Annotated in this window: 21 protein-coding genes and 3 tRNA genes; 4 read left to right on the top strand and 20 right to left on the bottom strand. The window is 36.3% G+C overall.

From position 1 onward, the window contains the following. Positions 1–114: 114 nt before the first annotated feature. Together JOS54_RS05685 and JOS54_RS05690 are read right to left on the bottom strand one after the other, a co-directional pair. Positions 115–546, bottom strand: a complete 432-nt coding sequence (locus JOS54_RS05685) for a BRO family protein (RefSeq protein ID WP_203244650.1) — start codon at positions 544–546, stop codon at positions 115–117. Positions 547–583: 37 nt separating this feature from the next. Further along, complete coding sequence (locus JOS54_RS05690) at positions 584–784, bottom strand: helix-turn-helix domain-containing protein (RefSeq protein WP_203244651.1); 201 nt, start codon at positions 782–784, stop codon at positions 584–586. Between the two features lie 374 nt (positions 785–1,158). Between JOS54_RS05690 and JOS54_RS05695 the strand changes: the two genes are divergently transcribed. The 3 genes from JOS54_RS05695 (at position 1,159) to JOS54_RS05705 (ending at position 3,930) form a co-directional block, all read left to right on the top strand. Further along, complete coding sequence (locus JOS54_RS05695) at positions 1,159–1,824, top strand: LexA family transcriptional regulator (RefSeq protein ID WP_203244652.1); 666 nt, start codon at positions 1,159–1,161, stop codon at positions 1,822–1,824. 28 nt (positions 1,825–1,852) lie between these two features. After that, positions 1,853–2,698: a type II toxin-antitoxin system PemK/MazF family toxin gene (locus JOS54_RS05700; protein WP_203244653.1), complete on the top strand. Its 846-nt coding sequence runs from the start codon at positions 1,853–1,855 to the stop codon at positions 2,696–2,698. 185 nt (positions 2,699–2,883) lie between these two features. Then, the gene (locus JOS54_RS05705; RefSeq protein WP_203244654.1) at positions 2,884–3,930 is read left to right on the top strand and encodes a site-specific integrase; all 1,047 of its coding nucleotides are present in this window, start codon (positions 2,884–2,886) and stop codon (positions 3,928–3,930) included. A 64-nt stretch (positions 3,931–3,994) separates the two neighbouring features. On the opposite strand, the gene JOS54_RS05710 is transcribed toward JOS54_RS05705, so the two are convergent. From JOS54_RS05710 to cdaA, 10 genes are all read right to left on the bottom strand, one after another. Then, positions 3,995–4,065: transfer RNA gene (locus JOS54_RS05710), tRNA-Gly, on the bottom strand. Positions 4,066–4,067: 2 nt separating this feature from the next. After that, positions 4,068–4,144 (bottom strand) — tRNA-Asp (locus JOS54_RS05715). Positions 4,145–4,149: 5 nt separating this feature from the next. Next, positions 4,150–4,240, bottom strand: a tRNA-Ser gene (locus JOS54_RS05720). A gap of 95 nt (positions 4,241–4,335) precedes the next feature. Continuing rightward, entirely contained in the window at positions 4,336–5,682 is a 1,347-nt protein-coding gene (murF, locus tag JOS54_RS05725; RefSeq protein WP_238928332.1) for a UDP-N-acetylmuramoyl-tripeptide--D-alanyl-D-alanine ligase, read from the bottom strand. 224 nt (positions 5,683–5,906) lie between these two features. Further along, complete coding sequence (locus tag JOS54_RS05730; RefSeq protein WP_203244656.1) at positions 5,907–6,671, bottom strand: alpha/beta fold hydrolase; 765 nt, start codon at positions 6,669–6,671, stop codon at positions 5,907–5,909. A 7-nt stretch (positions 6,672–6,678) separates the two neighbouring features. Further along, positions 6,679–7,929 (bottom strand): sensor histidine kinase KdpD, encoded by a 1,251-nt coding sequence (locus tag JOS54_RS05735; protein WP_203244657.1) that lies wholly within the window; start codon positions 7,927–7,929, stop codon positions 6,679–6,681. Beyond that, complete coding sequence (locus JOS54_RS05740) at positions 7,926–8,582, bottom strand: response regulator transcription factor (protein WP_203244658.1); 657 nt, start codon at positions 8,580–8,582, stop codon at positions 7,926–7,928. Before JOS54_RS05740 ends, JOS54_RS05735 begins: the two co-directional genes overlap by 4 nt. Positions 8,583–8,757: 175 nt before the next feature. Beyond that, the gene (glmM, locus tag JOS54_RS05745; protein WP_203244659.1) at positions 8,758–10,083 is read right to left on the bottom strand and encodes a phosphoglucosamine mutase; all 1,326 of its coding nucleotides are present in this window, start codon (positions 10,081–10,083) and stop codon (positions 8,758–8,760) included. Between the two features lie 20 nt (positions 10,084–10,103). After that, a complete protein-coding gene (locus JOS54_RS05750) occupies positions 10,104–11,456 on the bottom strand; it encodes a YbbR-like domain-containing protein (protein WP_203244660.1) in 1,353 nt (450 codons plus the stop codon). Further along, complete coding sequence (gene cdaA / locus JOS54_RS05755) at positions 11,449–12,537, bottom strand: diadenylate cyclase CdaA (RefSeq protein WP_203244661.1); 1,089 nt, start codon at positions 12,535–12,537, stop codon at positions 11,449–11,451. Before cdaA ends, JOS54_RS05750 begins: the two co-directional genes overlap by 8 nt. Positions 12,538–12,678: 141 nt before the next feature. Here cdaA and JOS54_RS05760 point away from each other — a divergent pair, with 141 nt between their 5' ends. Further along, on the top strand, positions 12,679–13,443 hold the full coding sequence (locus JOS54_RS05760; protein WP_203244662.1) for an Abi family protein: 765 nt from the start codon (positions 12,679–12,681) through the stop codon (positions 13,441–13,443). A 372-nt stretch (positions 13,444–13,815) separates the two neighbouring features. Here JOS54_RS05760 and JOS54_RS05765 read toward each other — a convergent pair whose 3' ends face one another. The 8 genes from JOS54_RS05765 to JOS54_RS05800 all read right to left on the bottom strand — a co-directional run bounded on the left by JOS54_RS05765 (position 13,816) and on the right by JOS54_RS05800 (position 24,638). Continuing rightward, positions 13,816–18,237 (bottom strand): hypothetical protein, encoded by a 4,422-nt coding sequence (locus tag JOS54_RS05765; protein WP_203244663.1) that lies wholly within the window; start codon positions 18,235–18,237, stop codon positions 13,816–13,818. Positions 18,238–18,660: 423 nt separating this feature from the next. Next, positions 18,661–19,272 (bottom strand): recombinase family protein, encoded by a 612-nt coding sequence (locus tag JOS54_RS05770; protein WP_203244664.1) that lies wholly within the window; start codon positions 19,270–19,272, stop codon positions 18,661–18,663. A 641-nt stretch (positions 19,273–19,913) separates the two neighbouring features. Continuing rightward, entirely contained in the window at positions 19,914–20,120 is a 207-nt protein-coding gene (locus JOS54_RS05775; protein WP_203244665.1) for a hypothetical protein, read from the bottom strand. 698 nt (positions 20,121–20,818) lie between these two features. Continuing rightward, entirely contained in the window at positions 20,819–21,043 is a 225-nt protein-coding gene (locus JOS54_RS05780) for a phage holin (protein ID WP_203244666.1), read from the bottom strand. Positions 21,044–21,058: 15 nt separating this feature from the next. Continuing rightward, entirely contained in the window at positions 21,059–21,376 is a 318-nt protein-coding gene (locus JOS54_RS05785; protein WP_203244667.1) for a hypothetical protein, read from the bottom strand. Positions 21,377–21,393: 17 nt separating this feature from the next. Then, positions 21,394–22,227 carry an N-acetylmuramoyl-L-alanine amidase gene (locus tag JOS54_RS05790; protein ID WP_203244668.1) on the bottom strand — a complete coding sequence of 278 codons (834 nt, stop codon included), beginning with the start codon at positions 22,225–22,227 and terminating at the stop codon, positions 21,394–21,396. A gap of 102 nt (positions 22,228–22,329) precedes the next feature. Continuing rightward, positions 22,330–22,950 (bottom strand): hypothetical protein, encoded by a 621-nt coding sequence (locus JOS54_RS05795; RefSeq protein WP_203244669.1) that lies wholly within the window; start codon positions 22,948–22,950, stop codon positions 22,330–22,332. 14 nt (positions 22,951–22,964) lie between these two features. After that, positions 22,965–24,638, bottom strand: coding sequence for a DUF859 family phage minor structural protein (locus JOS54_RS05800; RefSeq protein ID WP_203244670.1), 1,674 nt, complete (start codon positions 24,636–24,638; stop codon positions 22,965–22,967). Between the last annotated feature and the right edge of the window lie 2 nt (positions 24,639–24,640).

The following is a 24,640-nucleotide window of genomic DNA, read 5'->3' on the forward strand; positions in this document are numbered from 1 at the left end:
CCTTTCTCCTTTCTATTCAGTTAGTGCCCACCAAATAAATCCCCAAATTGGAAAAGTGATGGTGAGTGTTACTATTAAAAATTCATAGATGTTTTTAAGTGATTGTTTCATGTTCTATCCTTTCTGTGTTCTCCTTTTTCCGCTATATACTGATGGCGGAGCGGAAAGGAGGTGAATAATAATGGCTAAAAATAGTAAAACTACTTCTGCTAAAGTTGCTTCAAAGGCATCTAGTATTCTTCGTGACGGAAGAACAAGCGCAAAATCAAAATCTGTTGCCTCTTCTTTTCTTGACTTAAATACAAGCTGGTAAATACCAAATTCTGGAATTACATTTGTTTCTACTGTCTGGGTAATTGGTGTTCCATCTCCTTTTGTTCCTGTAACTACCCCTACCTTACTTTTAGTAACCCCGTCTACCGTTGATAAAGCTCTAGTAATTTGTTTCAATCCAAGTGCTTTACAAATGTCTACTGCTACCGCATACCATTCACCGCTTACCTCAACAAACCTTATTTGATGACCATTCCATACCTCTGTTTTCATTGTTAATCCTTTCTAAATAGTGTCGTTTAAGACACTATTATTGAAAAAAAACAAGGATGATTTGAGAATCACTTAAATTTAAGATAGATGATATATTCTTGATTTCATCCTGTTTAAATTGGGTTACGCCATTCATTTTTCTTGTGAACGCTGTTAATGAAATACCTAACTTATTTGAAATATCTGAATAGGTATATCCCTTTACCACTAATAATCCTTTTAACACTTGAGTATTCATTTAATCCTCCTTTCTGCATAAGTAAAATAGCAATAATGTGTTTGTAAGCAAAATAATTATTTCAAACATATGTGTTATAATGGAAACAACCATTAAGGAAAGAAGTTTTCACTTCTTCCCTCTGCTCTTTTTAAGAGCAATGGTTAATGTTACGATTGAGCTTATTAGCGTTAGCAAGGCGGTTATAAGTTCAATCGTTTCTTTTATTATTTCCATCTTTCCTCCTTTCGTGTCTTTTAGGACACTATTATAATAACAAGCTTTTCTATCTTTGTAAAGTCTTTTAAGACACTTTTTTAATATTTTTCAATGGTTTAATTGTCTTTTTTGCTACTAGTTAATATAATTTAATCATTGATGGAGGGAATGCTCTTATGGATAGCATGTTAAAGAAAAGACGAACGGAATTGGGGCTAACTTTAGAGGAAGTTGGAGATTATTGTGGAGTTGGAAAATCGACAGTTAGAAAATGGGAAGTTGGTATTATAAAAAATATGAAAAGGAATCAGATTTCAAAATTATCTGAAATTCTTCAATTATCACCTCTTGATTTAATAAATTATAATTCAGAAGATTATCTCACCGAAATACCAATGTCTAATATTGTTTTTGATGATTACTTCCCTCTCCGCTATTATTCGGGGCTTTCTGCCGGTAGCTTTGAGGAGCTTCTGGAAGCTGAACCGGATAGCGTAGTTTATGTTCCTATCATCTTTCAAGGGCGTAAAAAACATTTACATGCTTTTAAGGTAAATGATACATCCATGAACAATGTTATCCCGGATGGCTCTATTGTGGTCATAGAAGACACGCACAACAACACTATGCGATATTCCGACGGAACAATCATTATCGCCTTCATGGACGGCACAGCAACCGTTAAACGTTTATATTCAAGTGGAAATCAAATAATGCTCATGCCGGATAGCTCCGATAAAAGCCATATGCCCATCCTTATTACTCAAGAACAGCAATTAATTATTATCGGAAAAGTCATCTGGCACATGAACCCGGAGGATATAGCGGATAAGTGTTACTAAAAAACAAAGGAGAAAGGAGTGAACAGATATGAATAGACGAGTTCAACTCTTTCACGGAAACATATATATCTATAACGAGGCAGACATCGGTATGTATCTGTGTGACACGAACTTAAAAAATAGAGTATGTTTTGTTCCGCTTGACGAGGATGACGGAAAGTCAAACACAATCAAAATTAACACATTGCGAAAGGTTGTATTTTTGGATGATTTTGAAGAGATTGACCGTTCCGCAATTAAAGAACCATTAAAATTACACGGAGCGAATGTGCAAGTCCCTTATACACAATATCTGCTAATATCCGAGTATGTTCTGACAAAGTTGTTTCACAAAACAGCGGACACGTATAACAAGCTGTCGCACTTACGTTTCAATAGTATTGAGAAAGAGAATTACATACTAACCGAAGATTACTATAAGTATCTATCTTGGTTTGACTTTAAGACAAAATTGCAATTTCAAATAAACTTAAAAAAACAACCAAGTATCATGGTACGTGGTGTATATTGGGCGGAACTAGGGCGGAACCTAGGTTCAGAGTTGGAAAAGTTACGACCTGTTTTGGTATTGAGAAAGAATGTATCAACCTCTAACCCAAACCTATCGAGCTACACAGTTATACCGTTTACCTCGCAGGATTCCGCAAACAAATATTGGTCTAACTATCGGATAAAAGTTGATGGCAAGAATAACTACATTAAAATCAATGACATGCAGCGGATAAGTATCAAGCGAATTAAAGGCTCTTTTATCAAAAGGGACGGTACGCCTTTGTTTATCAACGAATATCAAATGCACAAAGTTAAAAGTCTTATACATAGATATTATGTCAAAGGCGAGAAAACGCAGAAAAGCGCCACCAATAAACAGTAGCGCCTTTCTGAAGTCCTCCAAATATACCACCTAATGTGGATTAACGAAGTTACGTATATTTTATAACACAGATGTTTAGAAAATTCAACACACAAGCAACCAACTTGATTAACACGTAACGAAAAAAAGCCATCCATAGATGACAGGTAAAAAGCGTTAATAGATAATTAGAAAGGCGGTTTTTGATGATTAGATATGATGAAAAGAGAAAAACATATTATGTTCAAATAGAAACTAAAGACCCCGTTTCAGGAAAAAGAAAGACCGGAAAAAAACGTGGGTTTGCTTTGAAGCGTGAAGCAAAACAGTATGAAACAGAACTAATAAATAATGTAGCCAATAACAAGTCCACTGATTATACTTTCGGAAAAATGGTGGATTTATACATCGAATCAATAGAGGGTTTGCAATCCACTAAGGATACAAAAAGAAAGGTATATATAAATCATTGTAAAAAATTCTATGATACCCCCATTTCAAAAATCACAAAAGCTAGCTTGATGGAATGGGCAAATAACCTAAAATCTAGTTCACTGTCCAGATTAACAATAAATAGAATTATAGGTTCTGTTTGTTCTGTATTTGGATATGCCGATAAAATATATGACATTAAAGACATATCCAGCATAATGACATTAAAAAAGAAAACTTCTAACGACATAAAAGAAATGGAAACTTGGACGATACAAGAATTTGAACAATTTGAAAATGCGATTGATAATCCTTTGTATCGTGCTTTTTTCCATACTTTATTTTGGACAGGTGCACGTCGTGGAGAGATATTAGCCTTACAGTGCGATGATTTTAGAAAGAATGAGTTAGATATCAATAAAAGCATAAAACACTTCAAAAACGGCTTTATTCCGTTAAAGAATGCTAATTCGAAGAGAACTATAAAGATAGATACTAATACAATAGATATTTTGAAAGAGCTAAAAGGCAAATATAAGAAAGGTTTTTTATTTGGCGGTAATAGTTCTTTATCTATAACAGTAGTACAAAAGCAGTTTAAGAAAGCTATTAAAAAGTCAGGTGTAAAAGAAATAAGATTGCATGATTTAAGGCATAGCCACGCTACTATTTTAATCAATAATGGGGTAAATATTGTAGCTGTATCCAAACGACTAGGACACTCCGACATTAATACAACCCTAAGGGTATATACTCATTTATTACAAAAGACAGATGAAAAGATGATGGAAACAATCAATGAATTAGCAAAAACGAAATAAAAACCCGTCCATAATCCGTCCAATTATTAAAAAAGCCCCATTTTACTGGGGTTTTTTAGTTAAAAGCGAGTGAGCGGGATCGAACCGCCGTATCCACCTTGGCAAGGTGGTGTTCTACCATTGAACTACACTCGCAATGGCGGTTCTGACGAGATTCGAACTCGCGATCTTCTCCGTGACAGGGAGACGAGATAAGCCACTACTCCACAGAACCAATCATGGCGAGGAAAGAGGGATTCGAACCCTCGCGCCGATTTCTCGACCTATGCCCTTAGCAGGGGCACCTCTTCGGCCTCTTGAGTATTTCCTCACGAGCTGCCAAGTGCATACCTGTTTTATTCAGTGCCTTGTAATATTACCATGACAGCTAAATGATTGCAATATATTTTTAAAAAACTTTTCAAATTAACGACTAAAGGCTTCCGGTAAATCATTCTCCAGTAAAATCGTATCATGTTCATTCGCATGTTCATATACATACGAAAACGCTTCTTTCACTGTTTGATACACATGAATATGTTCAGAATCAAAATTCATTTCTGCTAAACCCTCTTGAATAGCCTTTGTTTGTTTTGGACCAACCAAAATAACCTCATCCACAAAATGCTTCATTTGTTTGCCAAATTCACGATTGTATTCATCTTGCTTCTTACCTAAGTCAATCATACCAGGAGTGATAATATAACGCTTCCCCGGCATCATTGATAATACTTCCAAGGATATCTTCGCACCAATCGGATTTGCATTAAAGGCATCATCAATAAACCGATAGCCATTCATCTTTTTTAATTCTAAGCGATGCTCCACTTGTTCCATATTAGCCACTGCTCTTTGCAAGGATTTCCAAGAAACACCTAAATGGCGAGACACCACAATACCACTTAAGATATTCATGATATTCAACTCACCTAATAGCTTTGTATGAAACCGAACTTCTTCTTGTGCATGAATGACAGTGAAATAGGATCCCGTTGCCGTATAATTGATTTTCACAGCGCGATAATCCGCATCCTTCGATTGAATACCAAAACTAATTAAAGGAACCTTATTCTTCACTTTATATTGACGAATATAAGGATTATCTAAATTAATAACCCCTAAGCCATTTTCTTTTGGTAAGCATTCTATCATCTGCATTTTTTCAGCAATGATATTTTCTAAAGAACCAAAGGTCAATAAATGCTGGGGACCAATTGAAGTCACAACCCCAATTTGTGGTTGAACGTATTTCATCAAACGCTTAATTTCTCCCCTATGGTCGGCACCCATTTCGCAAATGAAAACCTGATGAATTGGTTTTAAATAATGACGAATGGTCATCGTAATACCCATTGGTGTGTTATAGGAAGCCGGCGTCATTAAAGCATTGTATTCTTCCCGAACGATGGAATGAATAATGTTTTTTGTACTGGTTTTACCATAACTACCTGTAATTCCAATTTTAATTAAATCTGTTTGAGCGTATAAGCGTTTCTTGCCTAAATGAATATAATACTGTTGAATTGCCTTTTCAAATGGATAAGTCAACCAACCCACTAGGTACATATAAAGCCAAGGACTTAAAGTCAAACAAAGCAACCATAAAAAATCCAAACGGAAATAAATAAAACTAAAGATGGTTAGCCCTACTAACAGAAAAGAAATGAACAGTTGCCTTTTCACTCTCGATGTCAATACCAAAGGCTTGATAGTGATATGAAATTGATTTTGGAAACGATACATAACTGACAACAAAAGACTCATCCCTATCATTCCTGGCCACTTTACAGCTGTAACTGGTATGAAAGACCATATGATAGACAAAAAGACAAGTCCAAAAGGAAAGTATAATTCATGATAAATCTCAGATATATGATCTTTCATCCAATGGTAAAAGCGGCCTATCTCATAGCGATTTTGTTGGAACATGTGTAATACATATAAAAATTCCACATAAAAACCAAGAAAGAATAAAACAGCTTCTATACATCTCCAAATCATTCTGTTTTCCCTCCTAAAAATGCCCACAATACTTGATTAAATCGATTAGCTTCATTCCAATACGCAAAATGGTCTTGTTTATCAAACACGACTAAAGTCGCATTCGTCATTTCCTTTTCCATTTTTTCTCCCATCCATAAAGGGGCGGCTGTATCAAATTCACCCCAAACCAATAAAGTTTCACAATTAACTTTATTCAATAAGGGTGATAAATCTTCGTTGACTACTTTCACTAATGTTGGACGCATAATACCTTTCGCCGCTCGATAATCAGCTGAACCACGGGAATTTTGATAGCGCTCCAATTTGTCCCATTGATTAGATTTGGTCAAATACCACTTCCCTAGTTTATACATACAAGTGCGAAGCCTAACCTTCCAGCTAACCTTCGGGCGAATACCGGCCGCTCCTGTCAAAACCATTTTTTCGACTCTCTCCGGGTAATCACCTGCCAAACGAATCGCAACACGACCACCAAAAGAGTGAGCAACGAAAATAGCTTTCCGTACCCCAAGTTTATCCAATAATTCCAATAACCAATTTTCATAGTCTTGAGTTGACCAAGCTACCTTTGGTGCCTCACTTTGCGCAAAACCAGGGAAATCAAAAGAAATTACACGATATTTCCGACAAAATTCTTTACGAATTTCAGCCATCATCTCAATGTTTTGACCCCAACCATGTAATAGAACCATCGCCTCTCCTTGACCTTCATCTATGTAGCGAGCTTGTAAGTTTTGTATCTCAATCATTTTTTCCATACGCTCATTATACCCTAGTTCTAATTTCTTTTCCTTTTATTTCAAAGCCAACCCCATTGGAAGTATTATATGCCCTAGCATGATAGCCATAGCCTTGACTGACGCGATCCACAATTGCTAGACCCAAGCCAAATTGACCATCTTTGCCTTTTACATAAGGATTAAAAAGATCACTTAATTTTTCTTTTGGAATAGTTGGACCATCATTTTCAATTCGTAGTTCATTCTTTCTTAAATAAATACGAATCTCACTTTTCGCATAGCGTAAAGCATTATCCAAAAGATTAGAAATCACATTTCGCCAAGGTTCTTCCTCTCCTTTGAAGCTTACATTTTCACTATCTACAATAAATTCAATATCCGAACGGATGGCTTTTAGAGAAATCACAACACTATCAATTAAAGGTTCCAAATCCGTTATTGCTTCTGTTTCTTTCTCTGCCAAATAACCATATCGATTTAATAATAACAAACTCTTCACTTTCTTTTCCAAACGGTTCGCATGGTCTTGAATAACCGCTACCGATTCTTCTAAGGTTCCATAAGGATATACACCATCTTGAATCGCTTCCGCATAAGATTTAATCGTCGCAATTGGCGTCTTTAAATCATGAGAAATATTTTGAATCATTTCCTCTTTTTCACGTGATTGTTTGGATAAGGTTTCTTCCATTTCCACTAAAGCTTGAGAAATGGCACCTATTTCATCGTGGTGGGTTATTTTTAATGGTGATGGCTCATTCAATTTCACATGGCGAATATGCACACGAATGCGATACAAACGATAAATAAGAGAAGATAACCATATCAACATAGCCATCATGAAAAGCCCCAATACCAGCATATTGATAATATTGAGAGACTCCCCCACTCGTTTTTCAACATCTGGAATAGCTTCTTTATCAATGTAAATACGATATTCTTGACCATCTATGCGAACTGACTTTTGATGATATTGCTCAGGCTGATAGAGATTTGGCTCATTCTTTGAATACGCTTTCCACATTGTCCCTTCTTTTTCATAGACATAACTACCCCATGGTAAATACAAAGTACTTTGATGGTCTACTTTCGCTTCCTGAATGGCTTCTTCTATTGTCGCAAAGGTTTTTTGCAAATCATGAGATGCACTAAAATGGATGTTGGGCCAAACTAAAGTTGCTAAGCCAATCACTAAAATCAAACTCAATATAAATAAAAGAGAAATAAATTGTTGGGTTAAAGAAAAATACTTTGCCCATAGACGAAAGCGTTTCATCCTAGACGATACCCATAGCCATAGATGGTGTGAATACTTAAATCAGGACACTTTTTACGCAATCTTCTTAAGGTATCATCCACCACTCGATCCGAACCAAAGTAATTATCATCCCAAACTTGCGCTAGGATTTGTTCACGCGAGAACGCAATCCCTTTGTGTTCCACAAATAAAATTAACAATTCAAATTCTTTAGTTGTTAATTCGATTTCTTCATCACCACGCTTAACAATGCGTTTTTCTCCATCAATCTGATAGCCATCCACTTCAATACTCTTACTATCCGGATAAGAGCGTTTCATCACATTCAATACACGTAAAACCAATTCTTTTGGTGAAAAAGGTTTTGTAATATAATCATCACTTCCTTTTTCCAAACCTAAGATACGGTCAAACTCTTGATCACGAGCAGACATAAAAATGACCGGTGTTTTATTATCACGATTACGAATTTCATCCATCAAGTCAAAGCCTGATTTATCTTTCAACATAATATCCAATACCCATAGATGAACCGTATGATTTTCTAGGTATTGATAAGCATGGTCATAATCCAAGAACGAAACAACTTGAAAACCTTCTTTCTCTAAATAACGAGAAACAAGTTCGTTTAAATCTTTTTCATCTTCTACAACAGCGATTATTTTTTTCATACTTCTATTATAAACAAAAAGGATGCTTCATGGTTTGTTTATAAGGTATCTTTCTAATAAAAAACACCGCTTTATTGCGATGTCTCATCTTTAAAATGTTATAAAAACTATTCCATCTATACTAAATAGCTTTCTTTTAAACACTCTTTATCCTTTGGCACAACGATCCAAGTCTTTATATATCTAAAGCTGAAATAATAGCTTCAACCTCTTGTTCACAAATTTCTAAAGTAGCAGCTTCCACCATCACTCGTAATAATGGTTCTGTTCCCGAAGGACGAACTAAAACACGACCATTACCCGCTAAGCGTTTTTCACTTTCTTGAATGGCTTTGCGTAAGGAAGCACTTTCTAAAACCGTTTCCTTATTTTCCACACGCACATTCTTTAGAACTTGTGGATAAATAATCAAACCTTCTTCCAATTCTAATAAAGACTTCTTAGTTTCTTGCATCACATAAAGAACAGCTAAAGCTGTTAATAGACCATCTCCGGTTGTCGCATATTCCTTGAAAATAATATGACCGGATTGTTCCCCACCAACTTGGTAATTATATTTACACATTTCTTCATAAACATATTTATCCCCAACTTGTGTCTTAACCATTTGAATCCCTTCTTTTTCAAAGGCTTTGAGTAAACCGAGGTTTGCCATAACCGTCGTAACAACGGTATTATCCACCAGCTTGGCTTGATCTCTTAAGAACTTGCCAAATAAATACAAAACAAAATCACCATTGACCAAATGACCATTCTTATCCACAATGATTTGTCGGTCGGCATCACCATCAAAAGTTAGACCAATAGCATAGTCACCCTTCTTCATCATTTCTTGCATATCTTCAGGATGTGTCGAACCACAATGGGTATTGATGTTCACACCATTTGGTTCCATATGGATAGCATCTACCTTGGCTCCTAAATCCTCTAAAACTTCTTTAGCCGTATAAGAAGCAGCTCCATTAGCTGTATCAATAGCAATACGCAAGCCTGTTAAATCCAAAGAGAAACGATTGGCAATCCATTTTTTATAATGTTCCAAGCCCTCACTATAGTTGTAGACTTTACCAATTTTTTCATCTGTTGCATATTCAAGTTCGACTTCTCCATCAATGAAAGCTTCAATTTTATCTTCCAAATCAGCCGGAATTTTAATACCTTCCGTTGAGAAAATCTTAATTCCATTATCATAGAAAGGATTATGAGAAGCACTGATCATGGCTCCACAAGCGAAATCCTCATTGTGTGCTATATAACAGGTCACCGGTGTTGGACCATAGCCCAACAAATATACATCACAACCTTGGGATGTAATACCGGCCGCCAAAGCACTTTCCAACATATCACTAGAAAGACGCGTATCCTTTCCAATCACAATCTTACTTTTCTTTTCTTGACTAAAATAATAGCCTAAATAACGACCAACTTGAAAAGCTCGATCCACTGTCAAACCAATATTCGCTTTACCGCGAATTCCATCTGTTCCAAAATACTTACCCATACATGTGTACTCCGTTCTATTTATTTATCACCAATCACATTGAGGTTGTAATTATTCTCTGTTAATTGATAGGTTACTAGCTTATTTTTAGGGGCATCTACCTTTAATGCAAAGTCTTGCAAGCCGGGCTTCGCATTCGCTAAGTCAATATAAACGTAAATATCCTCTGCCTTTTCTTGATTAACATTACTCTCTGTTCCCTTAACAATCACGGTTGTGGTTGTTTTGTGGTTAGCTTGAGTGACTTTATAACCATTGGTATTATTGCGATAATTGATTGGAACATTCTCAATTTTACGAGTGACCATATCTCCTAATTTAATATTCATAGAAACCTGTTCTAATGAAGCTGAACTAACCCCGGCCGGTAATTCCAAAGGACGAAGAAGGGTCGCATCTTCAGTTAGGTTTTCACCATTTACCCCCACTTCAACCTGTTCAATTGTTTTTAAAACTTCTTCACTACCATAAATCGTGACGGTTTCTTGGGCTAATTGAACACTTTCGATGGCTTTATTATTAGGAATATCACCCTTAATTTTAAGTTTAATTGGAACTGTCTTATGATTATTTGTGACTGGCACCTTTACCGAAACGGTTTGGGGAATAATATCGGCTTCCACGGGCTGTCCTTTGCTGTTATAAGCCACCAAATGCGCTTCTTGGCTAAAGGTTTCACTTTTACCTGAAACATCAATAAAAGCCTTCACAAATGCAATAGAATTCAAGGTATCTTGAGAAGCACGCACATTCACTTTGTTTTTGGATAACTCCGGTGTCCCTAAGCTTAACTTAGGATCCATTTTGGATGTATGGATAAATTCATAGGAAACATTAAAGGCTTGCGTTGTTTTTTTCTTAAGTGTCACAACAACTGTGGTTGGATCAACAACCGCATCCAAATTATCTCCATAACCTTCGGTCGTTAATCGAACGGTGTGTTGTCCTTCACTTAAATCACTTAAATTAGCAACCACATTCCCATTCGCTACATTAGTACCACTTAAGCTGGTTGCATCTCCCGATAAAATAACGTTTGCACTGCTTGGTAAACCGGATAATTCAAAATTATCACGATTATAGTTAGCGACCACCTTTACCCCATTCACCGTTCTTGAGGTCTTTAAAGTAGAAGCGTACAGCTTTGATATATCACTTAAATTCACCAGGCTAAACAAAAGAGCAGCCAACAGAAAAGCCACTAATTTAGGGTATTTCTTATTGAACAAAAACTTATCAAAGCCAGAAGAAATAGCCGATAAAACACTCGCCAGCTTTTTTTCGTAGGTATTGGAATGATTGGATAAAGATTTTCTTTTTTCTTTTAAACGAGAAGTTAAAGAAGGGAATCTTGTTTTTTTATCTTTATTCATCTACTTTGCCTCCTTTGTTCTTATCTAATTCTTGAATAGCGTTATCTCTTAAGCGTTCCACTTCTTCTTGACTTAGAGTTGGTTTTATTCTTTCCGGATAACTCGCTTTCGTTTTTTCTTTCTTATGTGGTAACTTCATACCGGCTGACTTAGCCACCCAATCGAGATTATCTTTTTGACTTTGTTCATAGATTTCTTCATGACCATCATGAATTTCAACAACAGTCATCGCACCACTATTATTCACTGTCATCTTAGAGTTAAATGGATTTAATTTTGCTGAAGAGTTATCCTTTGTTACTTGATTGAACACAATTGACTTCAATAATCTTCTTAATTCCGCCGGACTAACGGTTTCAATATTACCTTCTCTTGCAATAGAAATAGAACCTGTTTCTTCTGAGATAACGATGGTAATAGCATCCGTTACTTCACTAATACCAATCGCCGCTCTGTGTCTTGAACCAAAACGGGAAGAAACCACTCGGTTGGTTGGTGGAAAGTAAGCACTGGCACAAACCACTCTATCACCCTGAATAATCACCGCCCCATCGTGTAAAGGTGTACTTGTCACAAAAATGGAGGTTAATAATTCAGCTGATATCTTCGCTTCAAGTTTCGTTCCAGTATTAATGTAATTTTCTAAACTGGCCGATTGACCAAGAGTAATTAAAGCACCCGTTTGATCCTTGCTTAAAAGAGTCGCAGCCGTCACAATGGCTTCAACCACTTCACTTTTATCATCATTAGACATTACCGAAAAGCGCGAAAAGAAAGTACTCTTTCCTAATTTTTCTAGTAAAGAGCGAATTTCCGGTTGGAAGATAATGATAATAGCCAAAAATCCCCAGTTGATAAACATATCTGCAATAAATTGAATGGTTTTTAAACCAATAATTTTAGCAATAATATCAATGAAAATCACAAAGAAAATTCCTTTAAAAATCTGCGTGGTTCTGGTGTTGGTTCGAATGACTTTTAAGGAATAATAAATCACAAGCCAAATGATTAAAATATCTAATACAGAGCCAATAATGCGCCATGCGCCCTGAAATGCGTTTGTTAAACTTAAGATAGACAAAAGAGTGCCCCCTTTCAGCCATTTTATTATATCAAAAAAAGGATAAGCTTTCGCTTCTTCTTCTATTGTTTTCCTAACTGCACTTTGGTAACTTTTATTTTCCGGTTTAGAAACGTATCATATAAGAAGAGAGGTTTTTCTATGAACATTCACTATAAAGAGCCCTTAACATTACCAAAAATGACGAATTATTTGCGTGAAACCAAAAACGTTACATATGTTCAAATCAGTGAGAAACAAGCCCGGCGTTATTTATATCAATATTCCTATGTTAATCTAATCACGCCCTTTAAGCATCTTTTTAAAAATAACGGTGTTTATCGTTCGACGGATTTTAAGGAATATTTAGATGCTTATTTACAGGAAAGAAATCAGTATCCCATCCTTTATAAAAATATTATGGCTTTGGAATGTTGCTTAAAGTCTATTTTGTCCTATGAAATATTAAATGCTTATCAATTGAAAAGTTATACACAATTTCAAGATTTAGCTGAAACTCTTCGTTTTAATGCTCAACATACACCTTATACAGATTCCATCAAATCACATATGTATAAAATCATTGATAAAATGCGAGATGAAATTCAAGATTATCGCAGTCCTTATTTCCTCTTGGGACAATTAACTTTGCATGAATGTTTATCATTATTGTATTCTTTAGATACTGCTTTAAAAAATCATTGTCGAAAAGAATTTCTTCATTGTCAAAATTTTATTCAAGAAAGTGATGATCAGTTATTTTATGAACAATTAGATAAGATTATTCAAATTAGAAATTGTATCTGTCATAACGATAGTCTGGAAAGTTTAATTCGTTATCAACAAGAATCAAAAGGTCTTCTTCGCCTTCCGGAAGAACAGAATCAATTCTTAATTTTAGTGGATTGTTTATTAAAGAATGAATGATGGATACAATTTAAAATTTGTATTTGGAATGAAATTAGAAATTCAGCTTTTATTCAATCACTTTTTCTTTCTGTTAGACACATAAAAAGCACTCTTCACCGCTAATCAATATAAATTTCTCTTTCTTTGTTACTATGGTTTGCTAGTTAAGCTCATTTTATCCGATGATTTTCTATTCTTTATTTTTTTGTCACATATGTATTATCACCTAACACAAAAAAGCAAATAACAGTTATCAAGCTGCTATTCGCTTATCGCTTTTATGAAGGCTCTTTATTTAAAAAGCCATTCTGTAAACGTCATGCCTAATAGACTACTATGACGTTCATAATTGGTATATAGCTTGCTTTTCGCTATATAAATTCATAAGACTTATTTACTACAAACTTCTTTTCTACGTAAGAAGAACAGTAGCACAACAGAAGCCAATCCCATTACACCATATAACATCAGTGCATTATCATCACTCGTCCTAGGAACTCCAGTAGCAGATATTGGCTTTTGCTTCTGTTTAGGAGCTGCAGCGGATATTGGCTTTTGTTTTAGTTGAACAACTACAGTAATTGTTGCACCATCAGGAGTTGTAAATGTTAATGGATATGTACCACCTTCATTTTGTTTAATCTTATCGTTGATGGCTGTTAATTCAGATGAATTCACTTTAATTGAATCTAACGGAATCGGATTTCCATTGACATCTTTACCAATAATCTTAGCCAATTCTTTAGCTTTATCTGCTGTTAATTCTCCATTACCGTTATCATGTGTGAAACTATTACCTCCGATATTTCCAATACCATTCGGAACATTTGGCTGTACCCCCATATCACGTAGATTGACTGTAACTGTCACCTTAGTTCCGGAAGGAGTTGTAAATGTTAATGGATAATCCCCCGATTTCTTATTTGTAATCTTATCATTGATATCTGCTAACTGTTTTGGATCAACTTTAATGAGTGAAGAATCAATTGGTGTTCCATCAACATCAGTTGCACTAATCATACTACGTATCTTACTTTCAGTATCAGTTAGTGATCCTTCATTAATTCCATAAATGAAATCATTTCCTGTAATACGCTGTTGTGTTGCTGAATCACCGGCACCATGACTCTTAATTTGTACTTTTACTGTTGTCGTCATACCATTAGCTGTAAATGTTAATGGATATACTCCCGGCGTATTGCTATGCTGTTTATCAACAATCGTTGCAAGTTGTTTAGCATTCACATCAATATTTGCAGTTGGAATTGGTATACCATTTGTATCATGGGCATTAACCTTACTCAAAATACGTGCAATTTTATCTGTTAAGTCAGGCTCATCTGCACCATATGCGAAGTCATTTGCACCGATATATGCCGCACTAACAGTTGGTCCACCCGTTCCGGATTCAGCGTTGTCATACATTGTTACTTTCACCTTCAGGCTTGTGCCATCAGGAGTTGTAAATGTTAATGGGTATGTACCCTTTTGTTTGTCGGTCTGTGCTTTCTGAATTACGTTTAATTCAGTAGGATCTACAGTAATACTACTTGCTGGAATTGGTTGGTTATTACCATCCATTGCACTGACGGTCGAACGTACCTTAGCAATGACGTCTGTAATTGGAGTTTCATTGAAACCATAGCTGAAATCATTGGCTGTGATATGTGTCGATGTTGGACTCAAATTACCATGATCCACAAGTTTCACTGTAACTTTTGCTTTCACACCACCATATTCGAAAGTTAATGGATATTCACCATTCTTCTTGTTGTGTTGTCCATCAACAATAGCCGCAAGTTCTGTAGGATTTACGGTAACGGTAGATGAGGATACACGGTTACCGCTACCGTCTTTTGCTGTAACTTTAGATAGTTGTTTAGCGATTGCTTCCGTTAAATCCGGTTCATCAATACCATAGTTAAAGTTGTTTGCCCCAATGGATGGTGTATTTGGTGCTGTTGGTGTTTCAGAACCATTATCAAATAAGGTTACATTTACCGTAACACTAGTGCCATCAGGTGAAACAAATGTGAGTGGCATTGGGCTAGTTGATTTATCTTTATTGTCAATTGCTGTATTGATGGCGGCAAGCTGTGCAGCATCAACAGTAATATCACCTGCATTCAGCACAACATTATTGGCACGATAACCATTTACAGAGGCTAAAATCTTTGCTGCATCATCGGTAATATGACCATTATTCATACCATATAGGAAGTCATTTCCATATATACGATCCGTGTTGTCTGTCGGATCAGATGGATCATTACTATTGCCATGACCTTGATCCATTAATGTTACCTTAATAGTCTTTTCAGCAGTTGTTGCAAATGGTACATGTGGGTTTACTGCTGGAGTAGAAATCTTAAGCTCATAAGTTCCCTTTTCTCCTGCCGTAATCTTGGCGTTGATATTGGCTAAGTCAGCCGGATCAACAATAAGATCAGCGAATGGAATATTTCCTGCCCCATAGTATTTACCGGAAGCTACAGCCAATGCTTTTGCATCCTCAGCTGTCAATGCGCCTTCATTTAAGCCACGTGAGAAATCATTTGCTATAATCTGGTCTTTACCACTTCTGGAAATATTTTCTAATGCTTTATTTGGAACGGACTTGTTACCGGCATTATCTTCCGTAATGACATATACATCATAATGACCCTCATTTGGCAGCTCAGTCGTGTCAACCGGCTTGTATTCGCTTTCTGATGGTGCCGGATCTCCACTCTTAACAATTGCTACTTTTGTTGTATTTGGCTTGATTCCAGAAGCACCATCCGTTGAAGTGTCTGTAAAACCATGATTAGGTGCTCCTTTATTGTATGTAACATTCGCATTTGGTTTTGTCTTATCAATACGAACATTCATATCATCAGAAGCGGCTGACAACTTCGTATCTGTTCCATCTACGATATAACCATTTACAGTTGTACCGGCTGTTTCAGATGTATAAGTATGGTCAACAGACGAGTCTGGTGTTGTTGCCTTGGCAACTTGTGTTGAACCTTCATAGGCTGCACCAAACCACGGAACTGAAGTTGTCCATCCAGTTGGCTCTTTAACCGTTACGGTTACATCTTTATTTGTCCATGTTCCGCTTACATAGGCTTCACCATCATCCGTTTTTGCACTGATTAATGCACTTGCACTACTGGTTACGACTTGGTGCGTAGGACCTGCCGTTACACCGGATTTATTTGTTGCATGATCAATCGCATAGAAATAGACATCATAGATTCCGGGATTAACCCCAGTATCTACCGTACCACCCGCCGGAATGGCAAGCCAATTCGGATCAGAGGCATCAAATGTAGGGGCTGGGAAACCGGCATTCACAAAACGAACATAAGTCGTTTTAACACCCGATAAAGCATCTGTACTTGCATCCTCAACCGTCGCCCAGTTATTTGATGTTGTAGCGTTTGCAGTCGGAATCACGCTGTCAATCTTCACCACCTTCTTTGCCGATTTTGGTGACAATCTCACTGTATGGTCACCCGTACCTAATAACTGTGCTTCAAATTCATCACCAGTATTAGTAGTAGAATCAGCTGTATAGTTAGCAACCGTATGCGCATTACCGGAAGAACCGCCTACTTCTGTACCATTCTTGAAAATCGTTGTCTCATACGTTGTACCAGGAGCAGTTGTAGTCCCTTTAATGTCTACTCCCTTACGTCTATCAGCATCAGCATCGGCATGTTGAGAAAGCCATTCACCACCATAAACATCATTTGTTCCGGCATAATAGGCTTCAATGTTTGGAGCTGTTGAAGTTTTAACTGTAATACGACGGCTTGTCCCTGTTTGCGTATTATCACCAGTACTATCTTTGATTGTATAGTTATGATCAGCATAACCGACAACATCAAAATTGGCACCTGTGCTGGACAGCTTCGTATCATTTCCACTAACTAAACTATCGTCTGTGATGGTTCCATCACTTGGGATTGTCTTGGAAGTGGTCTTACCCCAAGTCGCAGTAATTCCTTCGTTCCAATCAACGGCGCTGTTATCTTCCATTGTCTTTTCAATATCCGGATGCGCTGTGACAATTGGGGGATATGGTGTTGCCACCGTACTTGCAGGAATTGTAAAAGTTTTGGTGAATTCTTTTGCAAGATTATGCTGAGGATGACCTTCTACATCCGAATGAGAAATAGTCTTCTCCACTGTTGGTTGAAAAGAAGATACAGGGTAGTGTGAATGGCTCACATTAAAGCCCACCGTGCGAGTGGCTGATACCGTTGTTCCATCATTAAGTTGAAGATCAAAATCCAAAGGTACATTTGCTATGACACTCACTCCATCACCCGAACTTGGGTACGCTGTATAGGAATTCGTCGATGTAAGCGTAATATTGGCTAAAGATGATGGCTGCATAAATCCATTTGCGGCAATCAATGCATTAGCCTGTGAAATAGAAATCGGAGCACCATCCAGTGTCGCACTAACAGCAGAAACATTACCGGTTGCATCGACCGATGTGATATTCATATCCATGTTGTATTCCTTACTGGTTACTGTGTCACTTGGATAAGGTGGCGCAAAATGGAATATACTATGCGATGTACAATCAGCCCTTACTTCCAAACTACCCAAAGCACTATAAAAATATTTTACAACCAAAGTTTTTGGTGGCGCCGTCGTGGTAACTGTTTCCGCATTTACCTTAGCATAATTGGTATGCAGAAAAGTAGAAATCATCATAAATACGCCAATCAATACTTTCGTAAACTTATTTACGAGACTGTGGGTATGCTTCTTTTCTCCTTTCCTTTTTTTTCGAGATTTGTTGTTGTTTTGCATAATAACCCTCCCTCCCTTGTAAAGAACAAAATGCAAAATTCTCAATTTGTGTTGCGATGATATTTAGAATCTTCTTTACCACCATTTTTAAGCATTACATCACTATCTCTTCCTCAGAGTCAGTTGTAAATACTAACTAAAGTAGTAAACAGCCTCCCAAAAATCATCCTTCCCCTTAATGCTGTATCATCATAAATATGTACGCTTAGTACATTCAAATGTTATAGAGCATTAAGTTTAAAAATAGAAGTTGGCACGTAATTCAGACTTTTAAATCCGTTTATGCTATATCTAGTGTATAGAAGTATATATAGGCTCTAATACAGGATTTTTATAAATGGGAATTTATTAAATTTAGGTGGATTTAAAAGTCTACCTTTATTGCCACTTTATGGTGAAATTTATTTGAAAAAGATGTTATATTCATCCTTTTATTGTTGATATATGCTTTTCTTCCTTTAGCCATTTTGCCAGCAAGGTATGACTAATTCCCAAAATTTTTGCTCCTTGCCTTATACTGATTTCTTTCTTTTTCCATCTATGTGCTACTTCGTGAAATTCCTTTGGAATTTCTTTTTTAGTTCTTCCAAATTTTACTCCTCTTTTCTTAGCTTCCCATATACCCTCCATCTGTCTTTGGTGTGTATTTTCTCTTTCTATCTGAGCAACATAAGACAATATCTGCAAGACTATATCCGATAGGAATTTCCCGGTCAGATTGTTAATTTGATTTCTTGTATCAAGTAAAGGAAAATCTAAGACAATAATCTCAGCATTTTTCTCTTTGGTAATATCATTCCATTCTTTGATGATTTCATCATAATTTCTACCCAGTCTGTCTATGGACTTGATATACAATTCATCTCCCTCTTTCAATTTTCTGATGAGCTTTTTATATTTTCTGCGATTAAAGTCCTTTCCGCTTGCCTTGTCTACATAGATTTGTTTCACCTCTATCCCCTCTTTCAAAATAGCAGTCAATTGTCTATCTATATTTTGTTCCCTGGTTGATACTCTGATATATCCATATTTCATCTCTATATCCCTCCATTTCTTTTATCTATAATTTAGATGTTATATGGATACCTTTAGTAAATAGGAATGATATATCTTGAGTAAGCAAAAAAACCTAACCCATATCGTTTGATATTTTATCCTTTTGTATACGGACTTGATTATCTTCCAGATAGCTATAAAAATTAAAAAAACGGAAAGAGCACTTTTTTTAAATATGTATGCTTTCCCTGAATTATCTAAAAAAATAGCTGGGTTGCCTTTTCATATACTTATTTTACTAATATAGCTTTGCTTAAAACTGCCTAATCATCAAATTCTATATCAGTAAATCATTCCGACGTAGAGTTGACGGTATAGAGTCTACAAAGGATAAGAATTCACAATCTGCGACATTCTCATGCTTTCATTTTATGGCAAAAATAAATAAAATAATGCCATAGAACTATAAAACCCCATTTTACCGGGGTCTTTATGTGTTTATGCCGCTTGGCAGATACGAAAAACGTGTTTTTTGCCACATACCTTAGCATTGAAAACCGCTTAAAATAAGGGTTTTGTACTTGTCTATATTTTCTCTTTTTACAAAAGTGCTAACTTTTTGCTAACATTTTTAATTCTGCTAATCTACATCTGATACTTGATTTGATGAAAAGGGTGGTTTACTTACCACCCTTCCATTTTTCGATTGTTTCTTGCATAGCTTTACGGATTACATCGGATTGTTTGATATTTAATGATTTACATGCTTCTCTAAATTCATCCACAAAATCCGATTTAAAAGATGAATTTATTGTTTTCATGTTTTTTCTTTTCCAATCAGCTATATATGCCATTTGGTCAAAAGTACTATCACTTTTTTTAGACATATTATTTATCCTTTCTATTTCTAATCAATAAAACCGTTACAACGCTAGCAATCAACACAGCACTCAAAATATAAATAGGCATATTTGATATTTCATGAAAAACAATTTATAATTCAATAAAGGAGGGGGCTTTCGCCCCAACTGGTTACTTAGTTATTAACCAAGTAATGATTCCAGCAACAACTCCAGATAGTACGCCAATGAGGAAATCACGTGCAAGTTGTTTTAACTCATTGGTTTTTATTTTGTTTTTCATTACTTCCTCCTTTCTGATATTATTATAACATAGATAACGGAAATGTAAAGAGTTTTAAGACACTTTTTTGATATTTTTCAATGATTTAATTGTCTTTCGAGAGTTATAAAGAGTTATAAAGTTTATAGTCGCTTTATCAAATACGCCAGATTCATCAGAATATATAAATAAGTTCACTAAATCACCTCTAAATAAACAAAAAGGGCACCACAAATTAAGTAGCACCCTCCCTCGTGGCTGACGTACAAAATAGCACGCTTAAACGTTAATTCAGTTACACGAGTATACACCCTAAGCTTCCCTATGTGCATTTTCATTTTAATAGTAACAAGTATTACATGTCAACTTTTATAAACCTTAGGCAACAAATCGACAGGTACACAAAGTTTTTACACTTGCAATTATAAACAAAAAATAACCCACCGTGTTGGTGGGTTTTAAATTACTTCAAATCTTCTTCTTTTTGTTGTTCGTTGTACTTTTTAGTAGACACATGTAATAATGCGCCTAAAAAGGTATCTATTGCCATAATAGTTCCGCTTATTTGCTGGGCATAAGGCAAATTCCAAATACCGGCTAAAGCTAGATAAAGTACACTTAACGCTGGAAGTACTACCAACGCCACTTCTTTTAAAACATCGTAAACCTTATTATTTTTAATCAACATCTCTTTTCTCCTTTTCTAAAATTGTTTCCGTAAATATTTATCAATATTTTCACTTGCTTTCTTGATGGCTTCTTTATCGTCTTTCGCAAGTGCTGAAATTTGAACTAAAATCAAACGTATCATCTCTTTTTGTGATTCGATTTCCTCATTCAAATTTTTAGCTCCACTTTCTAAGTTTTTAAGCCTTAGTTCGTGGTTTTCAATTTTGCTATTGGCTTCACTCAATGGCGCTTTGAAATCCTTTGACACTTCTTTGACAGCTCTATATACAGTGTATAGAAGCGCTACAAAACCAAGCAAGCCAACCACCGTCCAGTTCTCGACCCCTTGCATATGCTCTGTGTTCCTTTTTATAAAAGTTGATTCACTCGTCTTTGAACGGCGTTATAGTCATAACCGGCTTTTGTCAAACGCTCTTTGCGTTCTGCCCCATTTCCCCATTTGCCTTGAATCACTTCTCTAGCTATTTGATCGATGGACTTACTAGGTGTAGCTGAACGATTACCACGCACAAGCTCATTGACTAGGCTTTGGATGGTGTTGTAGTTATAGCCGGCCTTTTCAAGCTTAGCCTTGCGTTCTGCCCCATTCCCCCATTTACCTTGAATTACTTCTCTAGCAACTTCATTCAATGATTTTTGAGCCGGCTGAGCTGGTGCCGGCTTAGGCTTTTCTACAACCAAAGATTTCTTGATATCATTTTCTATCTTATGACCGGCTAATAAGTTATGGATTGTTTCTCCCGGACAAGCTGTAGCGGCGAACATTCTATGTTCTGTTAATGTAGCGTTTTTTGTTCCGTCATAATATGGATTAATATTATAGCGTTTACAGATATCAAAACATAATTTAATCAATGAGCTATAGGCTTTATCTGAAATATTCCATTTCCCGCCAATTTCATTATTTGCTACTTCAATGGTGATAGCTCTATGGTCATTCCACGGGCTAGATGAAGTCCACGCTCTATTTTCCTCTTCAACATAACAAGCGATACGACCATCTGAACCAATGCCATAGTTCGAGCTTGCCTTTCTGCTTTTTGGTTTAAATACATTACCGCATGTTTCTATAGATAAATTGCCAGCCATGTGATGAATGGTGATTTTAGAGACAGGCTGATTTCTTCTTCCACTATGATTTGGGCTTAAGATTACTTTATTGGTTAATGCACTATAACTCATTCTTCTTCTCCCTTATTGTTTGATAATTCTTCTAACTGTTCTGCTGTTAATTCCAATTCCTCTAATTCTTCTAATTCTTCTTCCATTTTTTATTCCTCTTTTCTATTCTTCCCACTTGCCTATCTCTTCCCAATTCTTAGGGTCACTAAATGGTGAGCCATCGTTGCCGTTTTTGTTAATGCGTTTGTAAACTTTATCGCCAAACAAAACATAGTCACCCACCTTATAGCTTTTATCCGCTTCATAAAATGGTGGTTTATTCGGTTTGTTTTTGACTAGCTCCCAATATTCACCCAAAAGCTGAGGGAGGGCTTGATAGTCTTTTTTATGCGCTTTTAAACAACGATACAAGATACCATATTGACTTCTTAAATCCCCTACCCGGTATGTGTAATCGTCCTTATCCTCTCGATAGTTCGGATAGAAAGCCGAGTACTTCTGCTTGGTATCATCATCCATTTTTTCTAAAGTCTCTTGAACTAAAGGCTTGGCTTTTTCGATAGTAGCTTTCAATGCCTGTTCTTCTGTGGCGTCAAACAGCACCAATTTAAGCACATATTGCTTATCTTCTTTTGAAATTTCGATACGGTCTAAGTATTGATAGCCTAAGTCAGTTTCGACCACTGTTTTAGGACTTAAGCTATCCAATATATCTTTGAATTCTGTTAAGCTATCACGCTTAATAGTCGTTCCTTGAATTTCAATTTTCTCATTAATTTTCATTTGATTTCCTTTCTCTAAATTCGTGCTAACAATACGGTTAAAATTAAATTGTTATCGGCTGGACAGGTCCATGATGGATGGGTGTTATGCAAACTAACGGATATCTTATTTCCCTCATGCCATCGTATTTGACAGATGATGGAGCCGTGGTTGTTATAGTAAGCATGCATACCACTTATTAGTTTGTAGCCACTCGGAACATCCACTTCACAAGTCATGTAAATTTCATTAGAAGGCTTGATAGCTTCTGTAACGGAATACTTCAATGTCTTTTCTACCAAAGTATTAGCTGTCAATATACGCTTACCACCAACCGAGCCGTCTTTTTCCACAATCAAATAGTCGTTGACCTGTACCGTCTTTTTACCAACCAAAAGTGTAGGCATGCTAGGCGGTAGGTCTATTCGTCGAATCAAAGTTGTAAAATCATCAGAAATCTTCAACTTTAAGCTGAAAGCTTCATCATAATTCAAACCATGTGAAATCTGCTTGTTAAACGTCCAGTCAATCCCGTTAGTTTCAAGCTTTTTAGCGTCCATCGGGATAGTGACTTGTTCTGAACCCTTAAAAATTAAAGGTTCGACTTTTAAAATATTAGACAATTGATTGAAGTACTCACCGTTAGACTTGATATAGCCACTATCCCCCGTTGGTGTGTTTCGTCTAAAAATTAGTTCTTTTAAACTTGGGGCTGTATAGTAATAAGCTTGTGTTTCCACTAAAACTCTAGTAGTTAATCCTCGACTATCCACTGCCACAAAGCCAAAATTTCCGCTTCGATTGGTAGTGGTATAGTCCATATACTGATTTCCGGTAGTGTTATGTAGTGTAGAACATCTCACACTATCGCTAATCACATAGACTTCTTTAATCCTGCTATATAATTGCGCTTCCACAATAGCGGATAGTTGTTTCTTAGACTTGCCGACAAGGGTTATATTTTCACCCTTAGCCAAAACGGCTTGGTTCAACTCTTTAACCAAAGCATTCGTGAGTTTTGGTGCAAACTCTTGACCAACTGAAAGTGTCATGTAGTCGCTTGTTTTAGAGCCTATCTTTGTATCTCCTGAATAGGTTTCGCAGTATACATAAGCTCGTTTCGATTGAACGTTCGGGAACTCCTTAGCCCACTCTTTTGGAATTGAAAAGCTAAAGTCTGTATTTGCACTTTTCGTTCCTAAAGTCTTTTTAATACTTCCAAACTCCACCCAAACCGTTGAACTAAATGAACTATGTTTTTTAGATATTTTAATAGAACATTTATTTGTGCCATTGATTTCTGTACCGCTAGCATTAATCACATTTTCTCTAGGAATTGTTGGAAAGGTGATATTACCTCGCATACTAGCGTTAAGTGGTGCATAAGTGGTGCTGACGATAACATCTACCGTCTTAGCAGCGTTTCCTAAGCTATCGTGGTTGATGGTAAAACTACCACTCGTCCACACCTTATATTCCGTTGGAATGTTGATATAGCCTAGATTGGCTGTTAAATCTCCGCTGATTTTAGCACTGCTTGCCCTTGCATTTCCATAAGTGGATTGACTGCCTAGCTGTATTTCGAATCTTGATTGATTTTTAACCTTATCTTGGTTCAAAAGTCTAGCTTTAACTATCCAAATCACTTTTGATGAGGTGCTAGTTTCTTTTCTGACTATTTCAGCCCATGAACTGGTTATATACGTCATAA

It is taken from the genome of Bulleidia sp. zg-1006, assembly GCF_016812035.1.
Lineage (GTDB): Bacteria > Bacillota_I > Bacilli_A > Erysipelotrichales > Erysipelotrichaceae > Bulleidia.